The sequence below is a fragment of the Blautia coccoides genome, assembly GCF_034355335.1.
Lineage (GTDB): Bacteria > Bacillota > Clostridia > Lachnospirales > Lachnospiraceae > Blautia > Blautia producta.
Map to the genome: position 1 here is coordinate 3,198,326 of NZ_CP136422.1, position 19,543 is coordinate 3,217,868.

A 19,543-nucleotide genomic window follows, 5' to 3' on the forward strand; every position below is an offset into this window, starting at 1 on the left:
ACAAAACAGCAGGATTTGACAACAATTTTCAAGCAGACCCTACACCTGTACCCCATTTTGGTGTACAATCGTAACAGAACATTTATAAAAGGGATAAAAGAGGATAAACAGATGAAAGACATGACGCAAGACAGCCTGGATATATTTACACAGCCAACAGCTTCCTGGTTCAGACAGGCATTCGGACAGCCCACAAAAGTCCAAAGGGAAGCCTGGCCTGCCATAAAAAGCGGAAAACCTGTACTGATCAGCGCACCTACCGGAACCGGAAAAACTTTGTCTGCTTTTCTGGTATTTATCGACTGTCTGCAGGAACTGGCAAAAAAAGGGGAATTGAAAGAAGAACTTTATCTGATCTATGTCTCTCCTTTAAAATCTCTGGCAGGCGATATCAGAGAGAATCTGAACAGGCCGCTGAACGGCATAGGGGCTGCAGAAGGCGGTGAGGGCGCAGGCAGGATCTGTGTGGGCATACGGACCGGAGATACGCCCCAAAAGGAACGGCAGCGTATGGTGAAACACCCGCCCCATATACTGATCACCACACCGGAATCCCTGTATTTGATGCTGACAAGCCGCACCGGGCGGACTGTTCTTAAGACAGCTCAGGCACTGGTCATTGACGAGCTTCACGCGCTGATCGATACAAAACGTGGTGCCCACCTGATGCTGTCCGCTGCCAGATTGGACAGTCTCTGCGGTTTCCCGCTGCAGAGGATTGGATTATCGGCCACCATAGAGCCGCTTCAGACAGCAGCCGATTACCTTTCTCCCGAACCGGCACATATCGTCGCGCCCCACATGGAAAAGGAGGTGCGGATTGAAATAAACGGCATTACCCAGGCGCCCGGAAGAAGGAAAGACCCGGTCTGGGAAGAGCTGGCAGAAAAAGTGTACAGCAGATGCATGCAGTGCCGCAGTGTCATTGCCTTTTCCGAGGGGCGCAGATACGCGGAAAAACTGGCCTACTATGTCAATCAGCTTGGCGGTGAAGATTTTGCCCGGGTACACCATGGCAGTCTGTCAAAAGAGCAGCGGGCGGAGGCAGAGGATTCCCTGCGGAAAGGAAAGCTGCGTCTTTTGTGCGCAACCTCATCTATGGAACTGGGAATTGACGTAGGTGACATTGACCAGGTGCTGCAGATTGGCTGTCCGCGCTCCATATCCAGTACCATGCAGCGTCTTGGCCGGGCCGGACACAATCCCGGACGGGTCAGCGTCATGTATATGTACCCCCGTACCGCTTCTGAAACCCTATATTGCGGTCTGACAGCCCAGACAGCCAGGCAGGGCGGTATCGAACAGGCTGATCCCCCTGTCATGTGTCTGGATGTACTGGCACAGCATCTGGTATCCATGGCTGCCACAGCCAAAGATCAGGAACCGGGCAAAGGTTCCGGCGGAATTCCCTGTACGGCGTACACAGTGGACGATGTAATGGAAATTCTTGCCCGTACCTATACCTTCCGTTTAGTCACCAGGGAAGATGTAAAGGCCGTCCTTGCCATGCTGGCAGGGGATTACGAGCATAAGAGGGAAATCCCTGTGCGCCCCCGTATTCTCTATGACAGACTGCACGGGCAGGTTTTTGCAGATACCTACAGCAGAATGCTGGCAGTGGCAGCGGGGGGGACCATACCGGATAAAGGCATGTACACCGCTAAGACGGAGGACGGCGTAAAAGTAGGAGAGCTGGATGAGGAATTTGTCTACGAATCCCAGCTTGGGGACAGGTTTCTGCTGGGTGCCTTTGCATGGAAGATCGTGCACCAGGATAAGGATACCGTGGTGGTTACCCAGACCAATGCGGAAGGGGCAAGACTCCCCTTCTGGAAAGGGGAGATCAAGGGGCGAAGTCTGGGAACCAGCTTGGCCTTTGGAAAAGTCATGAGAACCCTGTCCGCGGCAGAACGCAGCGGCAGGCTCATGGAAGAACTGGAAAGCCTGGGACTTGACCGGGCTGCCTGTGAGAATACATCGGGATTTTTAGAGCGGCAGTTAGAGGCGACGGGTATCCTGCCCGATGACAAGACCATTGTTGTGGAGCACTTCAGGGATTCCACAGGGAGCTGCCAGATCATGCTGCATGCACTCTTCGGAAAAAGGGTCAATACCCCTCTTTCTCTACTTCTGCAGGATGCAGCCCAAAAATTAACGGGAAACCCGGCAGGCTGTGTGGAGGAGGAAGACGGAATACTTCTGTATCCCTACGGAGAAAATGTTCTTCCCGAAGGCATTTTGTTCTCCATAGATACAGATAAGGCCAGAGAGATCCTGGAGGCCATGCTTCCAGCAACCCCTGTCTTTAATATGACCTTTCGCTATAACGCGTCCAGGGCTTTGATGATGGGCATGAGGAGAAACGGAAGACAGCCCCTGTGGATGCAGCGCCTTCGCAGCACGGAAATGCTGGAATCCCTGATACAGGAAAAAGACCATCCTATGATACGTGAGACGCGAAGAGAATGTCTGGAAGACCAGTGGGATATAGAAGGTGTGCTCAGCATTCTCCATGCAGTGCAGTGCGGACAGATCACCGTCAGAGAAGTATACCTGGACACCCCGTCCCCCATGTCTCTTCCCATGCAGTGGCGTGTGGAGGCCGCAGAAATGTACGAGTATTCTCCAACCACACCGGGAATCCGGCAGGCTGTCTATGATGAGCTAAACTATTTAGAAAAGCTCAAGCCGTCGGCAGAGGCCCTCAAAAAGGTACAGGAGCGCAGAAAGCTGCCCGGGGATGCGGCAGAGCTGCACACGTTTCTGATGATGGAAGGGGATGTGACAGGACCTGAACTGCACGATCTGTATGCAGGCCTTCCCGAACTTGACAAGATACCGGACTGGCTGGAGGAGCTAGCTGCCCGGGAATTGGCAGAGTATATGGAACCGGGGCTTTGGATCGCGGCAGAACACCTGGAGGATTATAAGAGCGCTCTCCTTGACAGACAGGATGCGGAGGGCATGCATATCATACGGAGGATGCTGTATTACCGTGGACCTGGGACTGCAAAACAGATCAGGGAACGTTATCTGCCCAATGAGGACTGTATCCTCCAATGGCTGAAAACCCTTTGCGACCAAAAGGAGCTTGTGGAGGACAACGGCCTTTATTACCACGCCAAACTATACGACCGGGCCAGAAATGCAACGATCCGGGAAATGCGCATGGAAGCAGTCACACAGCCGCCGGAGCACTACGCCGCATTGATGGCTTCACGCATCCTGATGAATGCCTCACCGGAAGAACAATTGAAGCATACTATAGAGAGCTTCTGCGGCCAGGGATTTCCGGTCACCTTCTGGGAGAATATCATCTTTGCCAGAAGGATCTTAAGATACAGCGAAGGACTTCTCGACCGGGTGCTGACAGAAGGAGATTATTTCTGGAAAATGCTGCCCGGCGGCATGCTCTGTTTTCTTCGATATGAGGACATTGACTGGGATACCCCGCCGGCCGAGGAGATTTCTGTTGAAGAGACAAAAAGGACAGAAGAGGAGATCCTTTACCGGGAACTGTGCCGCCGCGGAGCCAGTTTTTTGAAAGCACTGACGAATATCCCTGTATCAGGAGATGTGCGCAGCCTGCTTATGGAACTGGCAGAACAGGGAATGGTAAGCGCAGACAGCTTTATTCCTATAAGACAGTGGCAGAACAGGGATAAGATCAGGAAATCAGCGGCAAGACAGCGTGTCAATGCCAGGATCACCGCCCTTTCTGCCGGACGGTGGGATATCATTCACCCTCTGAAATCCTCATCTATGGAAGCACTTCTGGAAACCTTTTTCCGGGAGAATATCATTCTGTGCCGGGAAACCTTCCGGCACTCCCTCTCACTGCATATAAGCGGAGAGGGGGAATCCACCCCTGACTGGAAACAGGCACTGGAGGTACTGCGGATCTGGGAGTTTACAGGCCGTGTGAGGAGAGGGTATTTTGTGCGGGGTCTCTCCGGTGCACAGTTTATACGAAAACAGGATTATAAGGGAATCCTACAGGCACTGGCACAGCCGGAAGATCAGGTTATCTGGCTCAATGCAGCAGACCCCATGCAGCTTTGGGGAAAAACACTGGAACATTTGGAGGGGAGTTCTTTTCTGAATGTTCCCGGCACTGCCGTGGCACTGCGGGGAGGGATTCCCGTCATGGTATTGGAACGGCAGGGAAAGGTTCTGAGAGTGCTTAAGGATACAGATGCCAGCGCCGTGCTGAAAGAATTTGTCCGCGCATTCCGGGAAAAAGCGGTTTTTCCTGACAAAAAGCGGCTTCTCGTAAAAGAATATCCTGAAGAGGCAGGAGATTTCCTGAAAGAAGCGGGCTTTAGCCGGGAAATGATGGACTATGTGTTATACAGATAGGGATACTATGGCACTCCCAGGTTCCTATCCCACTTTAAAGTGCATACTTTGCAGAGGCTTATGGCTGTATTATGATACCTATATAAGAAGCGGCCGCTTCCTGACAATTTGTTATGAATTTTGCAAATACAGCTTTTGAGAGAGGATGGAATTTCATGAAGAAAATAGTAGAATTTTTGCAGGCAAACCCTGTCCAGTATCTGGCAACCGTAGGCAGAGACGGCAAGGCAAAATGCCGCCCGTTCATGTTCTGCTTAGAAAAAAACGGAAAACTCTGGTTCTGCACCAACAACACAAAAGAGGTGTACAAAGACATGCAGGTAAATCCGGAGATAGAGGTCAGCGTGTCCGACGCATCTTATGCCTGGATCCGCCTGCACGGAAAGGCCGTTTTTGAGGACAACATGGATGTAAAAGAGGCCTGCATGGAAAACCCCATCGTAAAGGGACAGTACAGCACAGCGGACAATCCTATTTTTGTAGTATTTTATCTGAAGGATCCCCACGGCATGATCGCGGATTTTTCCGGCAACCCGCCCTATGAATTTTAAATAACCTTTTTGCAGTCTGCCGTTTAAGGCAGACTGTTTTTATAATTTGTTCCCCATGCAACCATAGAATCCAGGATCGGCTTCAGGCTGTATCCGGTTTCTGTGAGTGTATACTCCACCTTTGGGGGAACTTCCGGGTATACTTTCCTGGTGAGAAGACCGTCTGCCTCCATATTACGCAGATGGCTGGTCAGCACTTTCTGGGTGATTCCTGATACGGAACGCATCAGCCCATTGAATCTTTTCGTTCCTGTCAGCAAATCCCGGATAATGAGCACTTTCCATTTATCCCCGATAAGCTGCAGTGTCATCTCTACCGGACAATCCGGTATTCTTTTTTCCTGGTTCATGAAAATGCCTCCTTAGAGCGTAAGAGTGTGTGAAAAATCTATCCCTGCAATTTTCACACACATTACAGTATTAAAAAATATGTATAGCTAAAAATAAACTTACATTTTTATTATATACCGCCTTCCTGGAAATACAAGGAGGCACCAAAAAGTATTATAGAATCAAAAAGATACCGAGTCTGCCTCCCGGAGACAGGGAACAACAAATTTAGAACCTCTGAAGAAAAAGAATCCTCAAAAATATCTTGTAGACATACCTATATTATGATATGGTGAATATTCAGCAGGTTTGTGCATTTACTGTGCTGACCGAAAGAAATGTAAGAAAATCTTCACAAGGAGACCAACATGATAAACAGAGAAGATATGCTGGAACTGACCAGACGCATGACACCGGCAAGAACTTCCATGACAAGGCTTGCAGGAAGTTATATGGATGCAGACGGAGAGATAGACGGCACTTTTAATACCAATTTCCTGAAATTGTCATCCCGGGATAAAGCCAAAAATCTGGCCATTGCAAAGGCGATTCCTTTCTCCGGCACAAATGAAAATCTAAAAAGGTTTAAATTCCCCAAGGATTCCATGAAAGCGGGAAGCATGAGGCAGCTTCTGATGGGCATGAAGTCCTGTGGTCTGAAAAATGACGTACTGATGGAAACCTTCTATGATCTGATCGCTGAGTCCTACAGATCAAAGGGTGACTATGCAGTCCTTATTTTCCATGACCGATACGATGTTCCTGTAAAAGCAGCAGACCACGAAAGGCTGTGGGAATCGGAAGAAGTATTTGAATATATCATCTGCGCCATTTGTCCTTTAGAAGGAGATTACGAACCCGGCAGACCGGAGTGCGGATTCCTTTTCCCTGCTTTTTCAGACAGAAGCGCAGATTTGGACCACGTGGATGTGTTTCAGTCAGATACCGGTCATCCTCATTTGGAGATACTGAAAATATTAGGTTTGTGATCTGTGATGCCCAAAAAACAGCGCCGGAAAGAGAGTTCCGCGCTGTTTTTTATGGGATAACTAGTGCTCCATCCCGTCTAAATAGGCAGTGCTGATACTATGGTTTCTGGCCGGATGGAGCACTAGCATCCTTCTCCTGTAACAAAAAGACGGATAGAGGGCGTCAGTCTCAGTTCCTCAGGCTGAAATCCACATTTGTGCAGGAATTGTTCTGCTGCCGGAAACTGCCTGGTAACCAGTGCTTTCATGGACTCAGCGCAGCCGTCAATATCATTTTTCTTAAGCCTTTCAATCATTGCGGTTGTAAAACAGTGAATTGCCTGGTTTAGCTCCGCATTCTCTTCGTGGGATGTCTTCAGGTGGTATCCCCATAAAAACAGACTGTAAATGCGTCCGTAAATCTCACGAATACCCTGTAACGGACTGTGTCTGGTGATGGACAGCAGACAGCACCACAGAGAAAGCTCACAGCGTTCCTTCTCCAGATTATCTTCCAACTGCCGGATCAGCTCCCTTTTTTCCTCAGATGTGATCACAGCCAGATAATCGCCCATAACTGTGTCACAGGAATAGAGCAGCAGTTCAAAGGACTGGACAAAAAACGCCAGGTTACGACGGATCGCAGGATTGTCAAGATTCAGTATATTGCAAGGCTCTCCCAACCCTAAAACCTTTGTTCCCTTTCCATTTATCGTACGCACGGCTCCCATCTGATTGAGTAGTTTGATCGTACGGCGAACTGTACTGACCGATACTTGGTATTCCTCCGCCATCTTATCATAGGACGGAAGAAAATCCTTCCCCCGGTATCTGCCCATGTATATCTCATGCAAAAGCAGGGATACCAGACTGTAGCAGATCTGAGGGCGGTCGCGGTATATCCGCCATACAAACGGGATTTGCCGCTCCTTTTTTGCCGGTGAGACAATTTGTTCTAAATAGCTGACTGCACTTCCCACGGAATCTAGCCGGAACCTTTTCGTTTCTTCTGCCAGAAGTGTCCAGTTCTTTTCCTTTGCCAGTAAAATACATTTTTTCATTTCTCTGTGCAGCAAGTTCATATCACTTAAATATGTATCTTCCTCCTGCTTCACAAACAGCGGTCCCCAGAAAACAGAAGTCTCCCAATACAGATTCATGACAAGCGGATTATCCATCTTTTGAAAAACAAAACAAAAAAACTGTAGGATATCATCCGCGTTATCTCCGTCTGAAAGGCGGCGGAGATAAGACAAATCTTCGTCATCCATTCTGCGAAAGCATTCCAGCAGAAGCGGCATTATGATCACTTGGGTTGTCTGATAGAGGTCCTGAAAGCTTTTGATCCTCAAAGAAAAATACTGGCCGGCACGTGCACGGGCTTCTTCCGGGGTTTGCTGAAAAATAACTTTTGTAGATCTGCCGTTTCGCATATCAATATAGCCTTCTGCACGCAGACGCTGCAGAGCTATCTTTACTGTCAGGGCAGAAACGCTGAATTCCCGGCAGAGCGTGTCAATGGAGGGAAGATAGTCCCCGTATTTATAATATCGAAATTGAATTCTTTCAAGGAAATATTCATAGACAAGATTTGAAAATTGTTGTTCACTTCGCAACCGTTCGTTACCTCCATGTGATAGTGTTATTTCCATTTTATCATTACAGAGGCTGTTTTACCAGAAGGGATTTGGGATTCTTTGCTTCCGGACTGACATATTTGCTCCTGTTTTTTTCTGATGATACTTGTTAAACCTGCATTTCGGTATACAAAAACGAGTTTTGCGCAGAAAGCGTTTTTATTGGTCTTTTCTTGTGCTATGCTGTAACTATATTTGGGGAATTTACCCATATAGAAAAAAAGACTAACTATTAAAGAAAGTCAATAAATAGTTTCAAAAACAGAGATGTTTTGAGTATAGTGGCGATGACTTATTCATCGCAATCAGTACCTTGAAAATTGCATGACAAATAGAGCATCGAGTATGATGCTCTGACAAGAAGATATGATGTTGGAAGAATTAGATTGCTTTTTGGTATTGCTGTCCAGTGCGTTCGAGATGATAAATTAGCCGAACTAGTTTCTTGGTCGCGTGAGACATTGCAACATAGTAATGCTTGCCTTCAGCTCGTTTCTTGGCAAGATAAGCCTTGTAGGTTGGATCCCATAGACAAACATATGCGGTTGCATTAAACAGAGCATATCTAAGGTATCTAGAACCACGTTTTTCCATTCTGGCATAACAGTTATCTAACTGGCCGGATTGATAGGTAGAAGGCGACATTCCTGCATAAGCAAGGATCTTATCTGGAGAGTCGAATTGGCTAAAGTCACCTATTTCAGCAATAATCATGGCACCCATTCGATAGCTGATTCCAGGAATGCTAAGGATTGGAGAATTGATTTCATCCATGATGACTTTAATCTCGTTTTCAATCTCTTCGATTTCAGAATCTAGCTCTCTAATGAGCTTAATGGTGTGCTTTAATTCAAGCGATTTAGCTGGCATATTTGAACCGATAGAGGTTCTTGCAGCCTCTCTAAAAGCGATAGAGGTTTCTTTTGTGTAGTGGCCTTTAGATGCGGTTTCAAGAAGATTTGAAAGTCTTGTGAGATGTGCATTAGCTACCTGTTTTGCACCAGGAAATTCGTAGAGTAACTCATAAACAGAATTCTGATGAAGTGTTGGAACAAGCTTTTCTAACTCAGGGAAAAGGATACATACAAGACGGGATATAGATGTTTTAAGCTTCGCGCGTTCTTTAACTTTATCAAAACGATAGCGAGTAAGTGACTTAAGCTCTTCGTTGTGATACGATGTGTCTGAGTAGGACTTTAAGTTCACGTCAGACATTAGCATAGAAGCAATTGTATGGGCATCAACTTTATCCGTTTTCGTCTGTCTAAGGCTTAGACTTTTTCTGTACAGATTAGTATGTAACGGGTTGATAACAAAGGTGGCCAGACCTTTATCAAGCAGATATCCGAGAAGATTGTAACTATAGTGTCCAGTGGCTTCTAGGCCTACTTTTACTTTAGAAGCATCTTCCATAACGGATTCTATTTTCTGATAAAGCTCGTCGAACCCATCGAGATTGTTTTTGATGGTAAAAGCCTTGAAAAGGACTTCGCCATCAGAGTTTGTGATAAAGCAATCATGCTTATCTTTTGCGACATCAATTCCTACGTAAATCATATAGGACCTCCTGATATAAAGTATTGATACTGTCTTAAGATCCACAGGGCTCCTTGCAATCGTAACCTACTTCTTGATAAACCGTCATGCGGTAACTAACTGATTAACAAATAAACAAAGAGACTGTGGTTGGAGCCTTTTTTAAACCATCAAGTGGTAGGAGGTGATAACCAATCCACAGTATCTTAAAATAGCATAGTCAAACCTGTAGAAAAGGTAAAGAAAGACTATGACTTTATATAATAGTAGGAGGAATATAGGTATGGAACAAAAAAGAAAGAGAGTAAGGAGACGTGTTACATCTATTTTTCTGGCGCTGCTTTTGTGCGTGAGTTCTGTCATGACAGTTTTGGCAGACGAACAAATAGTGCTGGACGAAAAGACAGCACCATCCGAAGAGACTCAAAAGTCTGGGGATCAGGGAAAAGACGATCTGACACCCAAAGAGGATATTACAGAAACTCCTGCCACCGACACAAAGACAGATGAGACAGAAAACCCGGAGGACAAGGATTCCGAAGACCCGTCTGCAGGAAAAGAAGATGTAAGCACCGGTGAGGACGAGACAACGGCTGTGGGGAACGACATTTCAAACACAAATGAAATTACCCCCCCCCAAGAAAATCTGAGGAACAGATAACCAGTCCTTCCCCGGCTGTCAGCAGTCCTGAAAACACAGAGGAGAAAAAGGAACAGCCGGCTCCTGAAACGGCAACAGCCGCGGTTCCCGCAGTTCAGGCTGCAGCCTCCTATCCGGTGACTTCAAACACCAACATACAGATAAACTTAGCGTACACTTTCACCTGGTCCGGTACAGGTACCGAATCGGATCCATTTTACTATAGTACGAAATCCAGCAGCAGCAAGGATACCTTTATTGCGCAGACTACTGACGAGTTTGCCACGATCAATGGCCAGGTCCATACCTATACAGAACCCCTTTCCTTTGGCGCAAACACCATTGATCTGACCGTTGTCTCCTCAGATAAGTCAGCAACGGTACACTACCGAATAGAAGCTGACCGTACAAAAAAGCAACAGGGTGACTGGCCAAAATTCCTGGTCATTGTTTCTCCCAGTACAGCAGGTGAAGCTGACGGAAAATTTGCAGGCCTGGATACGGAAAGAACTTATGAGTACAAGCTCAATGGAACCCAGCAATGGATAGAAGTTCCTGCCGGTTCAGCGGAGATCACCGGCTTGAAGGCAGGTAATTACGATGTCCGGTACGGAGCTACGGATGAATATTCAGCCTCATATAATTCTAAAACTTTCACGATCCTGGACCCTGTTACCCGCAGTATTAAAGTCGCAGACAGCCTTCCCGATGATATCAAGAATATGATCGAGATTCCGTCCAGTGCAAATGCAGGCAGTACCGTAACGCTTAAAATGAAATTTTCGGAGCTGACGTTTGTGGAAGAAATTATTGTAACAGCGACAAAAAATTCGGGTGGTTGGACTAGCAAAACGGATACATATTTGCTTTCACAGGGTGAACCGTCACTTGAAAAGTATGACGGCAATAATTATGAGGTCAGCTTTACACTGCCTGACGGAGAATGTGAGATCACTTCCGTGAAGCTGAGGCAGGGTAACTGGCATACAATATCTCATGATATTCTTAAGCTCAAGGTTACAGTAACACCTTCAGATCCATCAAAAGTAGTCACTAAGAATGATATTTCCTATTACGAAAAGGGAAGTGAAGTAAAACTGTCAGTTGAGTCAAACCAGAACGTGATCGGTACATCTAAAGTTACCGCTTTTCGGGCGGAAGGAAAGAGTCAGACTGCAGGGACTTCACCGGATGGAAGCCCGATAAAAATCAATGTAAATGAAGACTTAACGGTCCTGGCGGATATCGAGATGATACTTGCAGACTTTACCTATCTGGACGAATTGCTGAATACTAAAGTTCCCAATGATTTTACCATCTACACGGATGACAGTTGGTCTGAAGTCGACAAGGTCCTCTCTTTAGTTCCTAATATGAAAACAGTGACACAAAATAACCAGTCTTGGGTAGATGATTATGTAAGAACCCTTATCATAGCCCTGGATAATTTAGAATACAGAGATGGAGATTATACAGAACTTATAGAGGCACAGAACCGGGTGCCCAAGGATTTAAGCCTCTATACCCCGGAATCTGTCAAAGCATTGCAGGAAGCACTTGAAGCGTCCAAACAGCCCATAGATGAACAGTGGAATATGTCAAAACGAGACGAAATGCAGGCACTTGCCGATAACTTGAACAAGGCTGTGGACAGCCTCCGTTTTATTCCCGGAGATTATACTGAGCTGGAGAAAGCCCAGAGCAGAGTACCAAAGGATTTAAGTATCTATACCCCGGAATCTGTCAAGGCATTACAGGAAGCACTTGATGCGTCCAGACAGCCCGCAGCAGAAAAGTGGGATATCTCTAGAAGTGATGAAATACATATTCTGGCTGAAAACCTCAACAAAGCTGTGGATGGTCTGAAGCTCAAATCTGCGGATTACACTAAGGTGGAGGAAGCCAGGAAAAAGGTTCCAAACGATCTGAGTCTTTATACAAAAAAATCTGTTGACGAACTGCAGAAAGCTCTGGACAGCGTAGTGGAAGGGCTTGATATCACACAGCAGGAAAAAGTAGACCGGATGGCTGAGGCAATAGAAAATGCCATTAAAGGTCTGGAGAAAAAATCTGCGGAACCGGGTAAAACTACTGCCAAAAAAGACACTGCCAAATCACCCAAAACAGGGGATGAGTCTTCTGTGGGATTCTGGCTGGCAGTGTGCCTTGGAAGCGCAATGCTTCTTTTGGCCGGAAATAAGGAGCGCAGATTTAAAAGTCGTTAATTAACAGTTTTTGTTGAATAAAATGTAAACGGCAGTCAGAGGTATGCATGGCATATAACTCTGACTGCCGTTTATTTACGGAAAAACTAACAATAATCTAACATACAAAATGATATGATAACTCCAGAAACCGGTCGTAACGCAAACCCGGGTACTTCATAAAGGAGAATATCATATTATGAAAAACATAAAATTTAAGCAGATTATGGCAATCCTTACAGCGGCAGCAATACTGGGCGGATGCAGCGCCCCGGCCGGCGGCAGTTATACAGACCAGAAGACACAGACAGAAAAATCCAAAGACAGCAGCCAGACGGGGAGTGCCACAGCAGGAGCGCTTGCAGATTATTTTTTAAAGGCAGCAGAAGATTATCACGATTCTGTAAATCGGGTTGATATCATAGACGGCTTCAAAGAGTCAGAAAAAGCCACAAGACTCCAGATGCTTGTTATGGCAAGCCGGGCCTTCGGCACACTGCAAAAACCCGGCAAATACGCCAAATTAACGGCGCCACCGGCTCCCGATATCTCAGGTGCTCCCCAGTGGGCGAAAAATGCACTGGAAAATCTGATCGGAGGAGGAATCCTGACAGACTCTGACCTGGAAAACAGAGATCATCCTGTTTCCATGAAAGATGCTCGGATGATCGCCGCCAGATTCTACACATTTCTCGGCAGTGATCTGAAAGATGATTTCTATACTGCTGTAAACCAAAATCTGTTAAATACGCTGGAGATACCAAAGGACCAGGAATCGGCAGGAGGATCGGCAACCGTCTCGGCAAATACAGATAAACAGCTAAAAGATCTGATCATGGAGATCGTGAACAGCGGGGAGGAATATCCCCAGGGAAGTCCCCAGCAGAAGATACGTGACTTTTATCAGAGTTACGAAGATAAAGAAACACGGGAACAGGAAGGGATAAATCCCCTCAAAAAATATCTGGATCAAGTGGAGAACGCAAAATCCATTTCTGAATTAAACGCGGCGATCGGCCGGGCTGTTGAGGAACTTGGAATTTTTGCTAATGGACTGTTTTCCGGATTTCCAGTCACAGATATGAAAGACAGCACGAAAATGATCCTGCAGCTAATGACGCCAATGGCGGGACTGCAAAAAGAAGATTATAAAGATCCGGAATCAGACGCCTATAAGGAATATCGGAACACACTTACGGAACATCTGCTGGCCGCCGGTGAGAGTCAGACAGATGCCAAGCGTCATGCGGAAAGTATAATGGAACTGGAAAAAAATCTGGCCGCTCATATGGATGAGCCGGATGACTCAGGAAAGATAAAAGCGCAGAATTACTATACAACGGATATGCTGAGCAAAAAAGAACCTCAGGCAAAGGCTGCTGAATTATTGACTGCAATGGGCATAAAACCGAATATAAAAATGGCAGTATTTGATGAACTGCAGTTTGAAGAGTATTTGAAATGGTTTACCGAGGAGAATTTGGCGTTACTGAAATCCTTGGAAAAGGTTGCTCTGATCAGCGGATACAGTTCTTATCTCAGCACGGATCTGGCAGAAAAATTCGGGAATAATATAGATGCGGGAACCGCAGACACTGCTGTACAAAATTTCCTTTCGGAAGAGCTTGGAAAGTTATATACGGACCGCTTCTTTAACGCCGAATCCAAAACAGAAATCCAAGAGATGACAGCACTGATGATTGAAACCTTTAAAAACCGTGTAAAACGTCTGGATTGGATGTCAGAGGAAACCAAAAAGGAATCGCTGAAAAAATTGGATTCCCTCACTGTATTGATTGGTTATCCCGATGAATGGGAGTTTAATATGGCAGAGATCGCAGGGCCGGACAAAGGCGGCAGTTATTTTAAAAATGTGGCGGCATCTGAAGCAGACAAGTGGAAACAGCAGCTTAAAAAGCTGGAACAGCCCGCAGATCCCCGCAGATTCGCCCTGGCTGCATACACAGTGAACGCGGCAGCTAATCGGAATACAAATACACTTATATTTCCGGCAGGTATCCTGCAGGCCCCCTTTTACGACAAGAATGCATCTTTTGAACAAAATCTCGGGGCCATTGGCAGCACCATTGCCCATGAAATCACCCATATGTTTGATGACGGCGGAGCCCAGTACGATGCCAGAGGAAATTTAAGAGACTGGTGGACAAAGGAGGATTACAGTCATTTTCAAAAGCTTTGTAAAAAAGCAGAAGATTTCTATGAAGGACACGAAGCCGTGCCGGGAGCTGTGGCAGACAGCAAAGAAAATCTGAGCGAAAATATTGCAGATATCGGAGGGATCGCCTGCGGTCTCGAAATCCTTTCCACTATGGAGAATCCCGATTATGACGCGTTTTTCCGCAGCTTTGCCAATCAGTGGGCAAAGGTGGCAGACTACGATACACTGGTGGAATTGGCCCAGACAGATACCCATGCCCCCAACAAACTGCGCTGTAATCTTGTGCTCTCCAACTTTCAGGAATTTTATGACACCTATGGGATCAGTGAAGGAGACGGCATGTATACAGCGCCGGAAGACCGCATACAAATCTGGTGATCAAAGTAAAAGTCTGTGCTGTTGACAGTGCGATGTGAATTCGATACACTGATAAACAGACAGGAGGTGTATAGAGATGAAATTATTAGTAGTGGAAGACGAGGAAATGCTCTCAAAATCCATAGCAAAAGGTCTTGAGATACTGGGTTATGCCATTGACTGCGCCTATGATGGAGAGGAGGCACTGTATCTTTATGAGCTGAATGAATATGATCTCATGGTTCTGGATTTAAACCTCCCAAAGCTGGATGGAATGGAAGTTCTCCGGCAGATACGAAAAAAAGATGAGGAATTCCGTGTGCTGATCCTGTCAGCCCGGAATTCTCTGGAAGATAAGATCAGCGGCCTGGACAGCGGAAGCAATGATTATCTCACCAAACCTTTTGAATTCAAAGAGCTGGAAGCACGTATACGCTGCCTTTTAAGGCGGAACTTTACCACAAGAAGCAGTATTCAAAACTGCGGATGCCTCAAGATGGATACCGCGGCAAAACAGGTATGGTGCAGCGATAAAGAGGTGGAACTTACCCGAAAGGAATATGCATTGCTGGAATATCTGTTCGTACACAGAGATAAAATGACAAGTGCTGAAGAGCTGATCGAGCATGCATGGGACAGCGAGGCAGACCTGTTCTCCAATTCCTTCCGTTTCCATATCCATTCCCTTCGGAAAAAGCTGGACGCCGCAGGAGCAGAGGGATATATCGTAACCCAGCGGGGACTGGGATACCGTCTGCAGAGCAGAGAGGATAGTGTCTGATGAAAAAAGTGACCATATGGAAAAAAAACACGCTCCAACTGCAGATCACAGGCATTGTAGGCCTGATCTTACTGACCGCATGCCTTCTTCTGACTGCCAATTCCCTGTTCTCTGCCCATAACTATTATGATTCCCTGTTGGAAGCAGGGCTTATAGAACGTGAAACTTATGTTTCTGACACCACACCACCTGTGGCATATGATTCTGATATAACGCATGACTCAGATATGGAATCCGGTACAAACCCGGGTTACAGCTCAGACCCGTATTCCGCATCAGACCCCCAATACGGCTCAGACTCTGAATACAGCGCTGATATGGGATACGATCCAGACATGACATACCAGGATGTGTCTTCAAGGTTTTCGCGCCAGTCCGTTGTGTTCATGGTGGTGATCGTATTATTCGCACTGGCCGCCACATATTGGGCAGTGGGAAAGATGCTCCGCCCGTTAAAGCGGCTGATCCATTCGGTCCAGACAACCGGTGATTATAATCTGGATCACAGAGTAGACTCTACGGGAGCACAGGGCGAGGTTTTGGTTCTGAATGAAGCTTATAATGATATGCTGGAGCGCTTAGAGGAGGCATTCCTGATCCAGAAGAGTTTTGCCGCAAACGCCGCGCATGAATTAAAGACACCCCTTGCGGTCATAAAATCATCTCTCCAGGTACTTGAGATGATGCCTGCCCCTAAGGTTGAGGATTACCGGGAGTTCATGGACGACACAGACAAATCCCTGAACCGTATTATAAAAACAGTGGAGGGTCTTTTGGCACTTGCAAATCTGGCTGAAGTTCCTGTGCAACAAGAGGTGGAATTATCTTCTTTATTGGAACAGGCTGTACAGGAGCTGTCGCTCAAGGCCAGCGCTGCAGAAGTGGAAGTGCATTTTCAAAATGACACCCCCATGTTTACAAAAGGCAGCCCGGATCTTCTTTACCGCGCCTTCTATAATCTGATAGAAAACGCGGTCAAATATAACCTTCCAGGTGGAAAAGTCCTGATCACTCTGAAAAAAGAAAATGGAAAAGCGTGTATCCGAATTAAAGATAATGGAATTGGCATCGGGGCGGATGCACTGCCGCATATCTACGAACCATTCTACAGGGCAGACCAGTCCAGATCCCAGAAAATCCCTGGTTCCGGGCTGGGTCTGGCAGTGGTTAAAATGATCACAGAGAAACATAAAGGGGAGATTAAAATAGAAAGTGAACCGGGAAAAGGGGCTGCCTTTACCATTTTGTTGGACCTCAGCTTAAGTCCAACAGCTTAAATCCTTTTGCCCGGACAAGAAAATCTGAAAGAAATATGACATCTGCACTTATGATCTATATACTGGTGCGAATGTCATATTTTTTTATCCGGGGCGGGGAATCATACAGGCAGATTTCTTAACGGATCCAATGGAGAGGGATTGACAAAAGCGGCGGCAGACCATGAAAGTATTTATAAAAATTACGAAAATATAGCTTATACGGGAAATAAAGAACTTGACACACTAGATTTAATATGCAACAATAGTTACATAACGTATGTAACCTAATATTTTTTTTAAAGGAAGTGATAGATTTATATGCCGCCTAAGCCTAAAATAACAAAAGAAATGATTTTAAACATTGTTCTGGAAATCACAAGAGAAACAGGATTTGAAACTGTAAATGCCCGGAGTATTGCGCATAAATTACAGTGTTCAACCCGGCCGATTTTTACTTGTTATGCAAACATGGACGAATTAAAAAATGAATTTCTTGCTGTCGCATATAAATTCTACGAACAGTTTGTCACCGATTATAGTAATTCTGAAGATGTCAGTCCTTATTTGATCCTTCCTCTTTCGTACATTGCATTCGCTCAAAAAGAAACCTATTTATTCAAATTACTATTTGTAAATGATATGGACTTAAAAATGACAGAGGCAAATGATTTTTATAAAGAGATTGATAATGAAAGAAGAGCAATATTATTTTCAGAGACCATAGGTATAGAGTTAGAGCACGCAAAAAAAATATTTCTCGATCTATTTCTCTATACCCATGGCATAGCAGTCCTGACAGTAACAAAAAAATTAACGTTCAATAGAAATACTGCTGAAAAAATGGTGATGAATACATTATCTGCTTTGATAAGACAAGAAAAACCTGATTGGGATCCATGTATGAGGTAGAATATGAAAACAAATCAATATTTGATCGATTTTTATAATAATTATGATGAGGACAGACGGCTGGCATTAAGGCACGGATCTGTTGAGTTTCTTACCACTATGCATTACATAGAAAAGTATATAAAACCCGGCGACCGTGTATTTGAAGCCGGTGCCGGTACGGGCCGTTATTCTCATGCACTGGCGCGTCAGGGATACATCGTTGACGCGCTGGAATTAGTAGAACACAATATAGAGATTTTCCGTAAAAATATACAAGCAGATGAAAAAATAACCATAACCCAGGGCAACGCGTTAGATTTATCTGCTTTTCCTGATAACGCGTATGACATAACGCTGCTGCTGGGGCCGTTATACCACCTCTATAGTATAGAAGATAAACGCCGGGCATTGCGTGAGGCAATTCGTGTAACAAAACAGGGCGGTGTAATTTTTGCTGCGTATGTTATATCTGATGGTTGTCTCCTTGACGAAGGCTTCAAACGCGGCAATATCTGTGTTGCTGAATATATAAAAAAGGGCCTGCTTGATTCTGTGACCTTTGCTGCCAAATCTGAGCCAAGGGATCTATTTGAGCTTGTGCGCAAAGAAGATATTGATGATTTAATGTCAGTTTTCCCCGTAACGCGACTGCATTACGTTGCCGCAGATGGCTGCGCCTTATTTTTGCGTGAGGCAGTGGACGCAATGGACAGCAGCACCTTTGAACTATATTTGAAATATCACTTGGCTACTTGTGAACGCCAAGATTTATTGGGCATTACCAGTCATGCCATCGACATATTCAGGAAATAAATTTTCCTTCAATATCTCAATAAATTTTTCAGCGGGTTTAGAAAACATCTGGTATTTTTTCCAGATAATACTTATTTCTTCTTCCAGCTTCGGAACCAGCGGCCTGAAACAGAGACTGCTGGTTCCGGTTGTATTGATGATTTTGTCAAAACCAATGGCATATCCCAGGCCTTCCTCTACCAACAGCGAAGCATTAAAAATCAGGTTATAGGTTGCAGCTACGTTCAGATCCGATACCTGACGCTTCAGCCATTGAGTCAGTGCACCGCCTTTGTCTTCCTGTTGGGATATGATAAGAGGCTTGTCCCATAAGTCTTCCGGAGAAATCTTCTCTTTTGCCGCAAGCGGCGAATCCTTCCGCATCAGAACACCCCATACATCCTTAACGGGTATTTTCAGCGCGTTATATTTTGTCAGATCTACGGAGCCGAACACAATACCAAAATCCAGCAGACCTTTATCTAGATGTTCCTTTACGAAGGTGGAATTCCCGCTGGAAATATGATATCGGATTCCGGGACAGGTGTTCTGCAAACTTTTTGCCGCTTTTGCCAGAATGTGCACTGCATCAGTCTCTCCGGTTCCGATATAAATATCTCCCATTACAATATCATTGGCAAATGTGATTTCCTTTTCTGCTTTCTTTACCAGTTCAAGAATCTCTTCCGCACGCTTCCGTAAAATCATTCCTTCTTCTGTCAGCGTAACCTTCCGCGATCCTTTAGTACCGCGGATCAATAACTGTTTGCCCAGTTCTTCCTCCACATTCTTGATCTGGGTGGAAAGTGTGGGCTGGGAAAGATGAAGGGATTCCGCGGCACGTATGATACTTTGTTCTCTTGCGACCGCAAGAAAATATTGGAGAACTCGTAATTCCATTTGGATACCTCCTTGGATAGAATTCATATCTATATCTATTGGACATTTACAGTTCAATGGATCCATGTTTAGAAATTATTTAACTGTAGTTTATCACAAAATACAATAGGTTTCAATTATACAAACGAATCAAATATAAGTATTTGTTATTTTTGATAT

At 45.4% G+C, this 19,543-nt stretch carries 14 protein-coding genes; 10 read left to right on the forward strand and 4 right to left on the reverse strand.

Annotation, left to right across the window (positions count from 1 at the left end; all coding sequences use genetic code 11):
* The first annotated feature begins 120 nt into the window (after positions 1-120).
* Both BLCOC_RS14240 and BLCOC_RS14245 read left to right on the forward strand, forming a co-directional pair.
* Positions 121-4,359, forward strand: coding sequence for a DEAD/DEAH box helicase (locus BLCOC_RS14240; RefSeq protein ID WP_115625401.1), 4,239 nt, complete (start codon positions 121-123; stop codon positions 4,357-4,359).
* Between the two features lie 155 nt (positions 4,360-4,514).
* A complete protein-coding gene (locus tag BLCOC_RS14245; protein WP_115625402.1) occupies positions 4,515-4,910 on the forward strand; it encodes a pyridoxamine 5'-phosphate oxidase family protein in 396 nt (131 codons plus the stop codon).
* Positions 4,911-4,933: 23 nt separating this feature from the next.
* Here BLCOC_RS14245 and BLCOC_RS14250 read toward each other — a convergent pair whose 3' ends face one another.
* On the reverse strand, positions 4,934-5,260 hold the full coding sequence (locus BLCOC_RS14250; RefSeq protein WP_115622536.1) for a winged helix-turn-helix transcriptional regulator: 327 nt from the start codon (positions 5,258-5,260) through the stop codon (positions 4,934-4,936).
* Between the two features lie 348 nt (positions 5,261-5,608).
* Here BLCOC_RS14250 and BLCOC_RS14255 point away from each other — a divergent pair, with 348 nt between their 5' ends.
* Positions 5,609-6,229 (forward strand): DUF4317 family protein, encoded by a 621-nt coding sequence (locus BLCOC_RS14255; protein WP_018595802.1) that lies wholly within the window; start codon positions 5,609-5,611, stop codon positions 6,227-6,229.
* A 122-nt stretch (positions 6,230-6,351) separates the two neighbouring features.
* Here BLCOC_RS14255 and BLCOC_RS14260 read toward each other — a convergent pair whose 3' ends face one another.
* Entirely contained in the window at positions 6,352-7,824 is a 1,473-nt protein-coding gene (locus BLCOC_RS14260) for a GntR family transcriptional regulator (RefSeq protein WP_115622537.1), read from the reverse strand.
* Positions 7,825-8,226: 402 nt separating this feature from the next.
* On the reverse strand, positions 8,227-9,402 hold the full coding sequence (locus BLCOC_RS14265) for an IS110 family RNA-guided transposase (RefSeq protein ID WP_115622538.1): 1,176 nt from the start codon (positions 9,400-9,402) through the stop codon (positions 8,227-8,229).
* 262 nt (positions 9,403-9,664) lie between these two features.
* Here BLCOC_RS14265 and BLCOC_RS14270 point away from each other — a divergent pair, with 262 nt between their 5' ends.
* From BLCOC_RS14270 to BLCOC_RS14300, 7 genes are all read left to right on the forward strand, one after another.
* A complete protein-coding gene (locus tag BLCOC_RS14270; RefSeq protein WP_115622539.1) occupies positions 9,665-10,042 on the forward strand; it encodes a hypothetical protein in 378 nt (125 codons plus the stop codon).
* A 116-nt stretch (positions 10,043-10,158) separates the two neighbouring features.
* Positions 10,159-12,246, forward strand: a complete 2,088-nt coding sequence (locus BLCOC_RS14275) for a hypothetical protein (protein ID WP_115622540.1) — start codon at positions 10,159-10,161, stop codon at positions 12,244-12,246.
* A gap of 178 nt (positions 12,247-12,424) precedes the next feature.
* Positions 12,425-14,782, forward strand: a complete 2,358-nt coding sequence (locus BLCOC_RS14280) for a M13-type metalloendopeptidase (RefSeq protein ID WP_115622541.1) — start codon at positions 12,425-12,427, stop codon at positions 14,780-14,782.
* A 76-nt stretch (positions 14,783-14,858) separates the two neighbouring features.
* Complete coding sequence (locus BLCOC_RS14285) at positions 14,859-15,542, forward strand: response regulator (RefSeq protein ID WP_115622542.1); 684 nt, start codon at positions 14,859-14,861, stop codon at positions 15,540-15,542.
* Positions 15,542-16,819: a sensor histidine kinase gene (locus BLCOC_RS14290; protein WP_115622543.1), complete on the forward strand. Its 1,278-nt coding sequence runs from the start codon at positions 15,542-15,544 to the stop codon at positions 16,817-16,819. The genes BLCOC_RS14285 and BLCOC_RS14290 overlap by 1 nt, the downstream gene beginning before the upstream one ends.
* 300 nt (positions 16,820-17,119) lie before the next feature.
* Entirely contained in the window at positions 17,120-17,710 is a 591-nt protein-coding gene (locus tag BLCOC_RS14295; RefSeq protein ID WP_115622544.1) for a TetR/AcrR family transcriptional regulator, read from the forward strand.
* A gap of 3 nt (positions 17,711-17,713) precedes the next feature.
* A complete protein-coding gene (locus BLCOC_RS14300) occupies positions 17,714-18,505 on the forward strand; it encodes a class I SAM-dependent methyltransferase (RefSeq protein WP_029469041.1) in 792 nt (263 codons plus the stop codon).
* Here BLCOC_RS14300 and BLCOC_RS14305 read toward each other — a convergent pair.
* Positions 18,461-19,384, reverse strand: a complete 924-nt coding sequence (locus BLCOC_RS14305) for a LysR family transcriptional regulator (RefSeq protein ID WP_115622545.1) — start codon at positions 19,382-19,384, stop codon at positions 18,461-18,463. The genes BLCOC_RS14300 and BLCOC_RS14305 overlap by 45 nt on opposite strands.
* Positions 19,385-19,543 lie beyond the last annotated feature (159 nt).

What these genes read in the sequence shown, in the direction of transcription:
- BLCOC_RS14285 (WP_115622542.1), top strand. Translation starts at nt 14,859, where the DNA reads ATGAAATTATTAGTAGTGGAAGACGAGGAAATGCTCTCAAAATCCATA.
- BLCOC_RS14305 (WP_115622545.1), bottom strand. Translation starts at nt 19,384, where the DNA reads ATGGAATTACGAGTTCTCCAATATTTTCTTGCGGTCGCAAGAGAACAA.
- BLCOC_RS14250 (WP_115622536.1), bottom strand. Translation starts at nt 5,260, where the DNA reads ATGAACCAGGAAAAAAGAATACCGGATTGTCCGGTAGAGATGACACTG.
- BLCOC_RS14280 (WP_115622541.1), top strand. Translation starts at nt 12,425, where the DNA reads ATGAAAAACATAAAATTTAAGCAGATTATGGCAATCCTTACAGCGGCA.
- BLCOC_RS14295 (WP_115622544.1), top strand. Translation starts at nt 17,120, where the DNA reads ATGCCGCCTAAGCCTAAAATAACAAAAGAAATGATTTTAAACATTGTT.
- BLCOC_RS14290 (WP_115622543.1), top strand. Translation starts at nt 15,542, where the DNA reads ATGAAAAAAGTGACCATATGGAAAAAAAACACGCTCCAACTGCAGATC.
- BLCOC_RS14240 (WP_115625401.1), top strand. Translation starts at nt 121, where the DNA reads ATGACGCAAGACAGCCTGGATATATTTACACAGCCAACAGCTTCCTGG.
- BLCOC_RS14245 (WP_115625402.1), top strand. Translation starts at nt 4,515, where the DNA reads ATGAAGAAAATAGTAGAATTTTTGCAGGCAAACCCTGTCCAGTATCTG.
- BLCOC_RS14255 (WP_018595802.1), top strand. Translation starts at nt 5,609, where the DNA reads ATGATAAACAGAGAAGATATGCTGGAACTGACCAGACGCATGACACCG.
- BLCOC_RS14300 (WP_029469041.1), top strand. Translation starts at nt 17,714, where the DNA reads ATGAAAACAAATCAATATTTGATCGATTTTTATAATAATTATGATGAG.
- BLCOC_RS14265 (WP_115622538.1), bottom strand. Translation starts at nt 9,402, where the DNA reads ATGATTTACGTAGGAATTGATGTCGCAAAAGATAAGCATGATTGCTTT.
- BLCOC_RS14270 (WP_115622539.1), top strand. Translation starts at nt 9,665, where the DNA reads ATGGAACAAAAAAGAAAGAGAGTAAGGAGACGTGTTACATCTATTTTT.